The 1,634-nt window shown below is 76.4% G+C and carries 4 protein-coding genes; all 4 read left to right on the plus strand.

The genetic code is table 11. From position 1 onward, the window contains the following. Positions 1-578 (plus strand): phosphopantetheine-binding protein (locus ABD308_RS04270; RefSeq protein WP_344325739.1); only part of this gene is annotated, 578 nt, incomplete at its 5' end. A 5-nt stretch (positions 579-583) separates the two neighbouring features. Next, positions 584-799, plus strand: coding sequence for an MbtH family protein (locus tag ABD308_RS04275; RefSeq protein WP_344325742.1), 216 nt, complete (start codon positions 584-586; stop codon positions 797-799). After that, positions 796-1,071, plus strand: a complete 276-nt coding sequence (locus tag ABD308_RS04280) for an acyl carrier protein (RefSeq protein ID WP_344325745.1) — start codon at positions 796-798, stop codon at positions 1,069-1,071. Before ABD308_RS04275 ends, ABD308_RS04280 begins: the two co-directional genes overlap by 4 nt. After that, positions 1,068-1,634, plus strand: a 567-nt coding sequence (locus tag ABD308_RS04285; protein WP_344325748.1) for a condensation domain-containing protein, incomplete at its 3' end; no start/stop codon positions are given. The genes ABD308_RS04280 and ABD308_RS04285, both read left to right, overlap by 4 nt.

The raw sequence follows: 1,634 nt of genomic DNA on the forward strand, positions 1-1,634 counted from the left end.
CCGACACCCAGGTCAAGCTGCGCGGCCACCGGATCGAACTCGGCGAGATCGAGGCCCGGCTGGCCGAGCACCCCGCCGTCGCCCAGGCCGCCGCCACCCTGTACGGGCCCGACGGCGACCGCCGCCTCGCCGCCTACGTCGTCCCCGCCGGGCCGGGCGCGCCCACGCCCGAGGAACTGCGCGCGCACCTCGCGGCCACCCTGCCGGCCGCCGTCCTGCCGGGCGCGTACACCGTCCTCGGCGCCTTCCCGCTCACGCCCAACGGCAAGCTGGACCGCGCCGCCCTGCCCGAACCGGCCGTCGAGCGCGTGGAGTCGGCCGACATCGGCGAGGAGGACGGCGCGGAGCCCGACGCCACCGCCGCCGCCGTGCTCGCCATCTGGCGCGAGGTGCTGCGGCTGGACGACCTCGGCCCCGACGAGGACTTCTTCGACCTCGGCGGCCACTCGCTGCTGATCACCGCGATCGCCGCCAGGATCCGCCAACAACTCGGCGTCGCCGTCCCGTTGGACGTCTTCTTCGACACCCCCACCGCCCGCGGCGTCGCCGCCGCCGTATCCGACCTGCGTCAGGAGTGAACCCCGTGAGCACCCGAGCCCCGTACCTGGTGGTCGTCAACGACGAGGAGCAGCACGCCCTCTGGCCCGCCGCCGCCCCGATCCCCGCCGGCTGGCGCGCCGAGGGGTTCGCCGGCACCGAGGAGGAGTGCGGCGCCCACGTCGACCGCGTCTGGCCGGACATCCGCCCGCTCAGCCTGCGCAGCCGCCTCGCCGAGCAGACCGGTGGGGGCGCCCGATGACCACCTCCACCGATCCCGCCGCTGGTTTCGTGGCCGTGCGCGGCCGCCTCGCCGAGCTGGTCTCCGCCGCCACCGACGGGCAGCTCACCGTCGCCGAACTCCTCGCCTCGGAGGATTCGTTGACCGTCCTCGGCGTCTCCTCGCTCGCCCTGCTGCGGCTCGCCGACAGCCTGGAGGAGGAGTTCGAGGTGCTGATCGACCTCGGCGACCCCGCCCTGCACGCCGACGGCCTCACCGCCCTCGCCACCCGCCTGCACGAGCACGCCGGATGAACGGAGCGACCACCGCCGTACGCCCCGGCCTCACCGTCCCCTTCACCGGTACCCGGTCCGGGCGCGCCCCGCTCACCTGGGGCCAGCGCGCCATCTGGCACGCCATCGGCCGCACCGCGCCCAACGACCACTACTTCAACCTCGGCCGGATCCTCCCGCTCGCCGACCGCGGCACGCCCGTCGACGAGCCCCGGCTCGCGGGCGCCGTCGCCGCGCTGCTCGGCCGGCACGAGGCGCTGCGCACCCGGCTCGCCGTCGGGGAGGACGGCGAGCCCGGCCAACTCCTCTTCGCGGACGGGGAGATCGGCGTCGAGGTGCGTGACGAGCCCGACCCCGACCGCACCGGGCAGGCCGCCGAGGAACTGCTGGCCGGCCTCACCGGGCGGCGCTTCGACTACACGGGGGAGTGGCCCGTGCGGTTCGGCGCGGTGCGCTGCGGCGGGCGGATCACCCACGCCGTGCTCGCCCTGTGCCACCTCGCCTCGGACGGGCACGGCGCCGAGGTGCTGGTGCGCGACCTGCGGTTGCTGGTCCGCCGCGGTTCGGCGGGCCGGCCCGCCGCC

This window comes from Kitasatospora putterlickiae, from assembly GCF_039527695.1.
Taxonomy (GTDB): Bacteria; Actinomycetota; Actinomycetes; order Streptomycetales; family Streptomycetaceae; genus Kitasatospora; species Kitasatospora putterlickiae.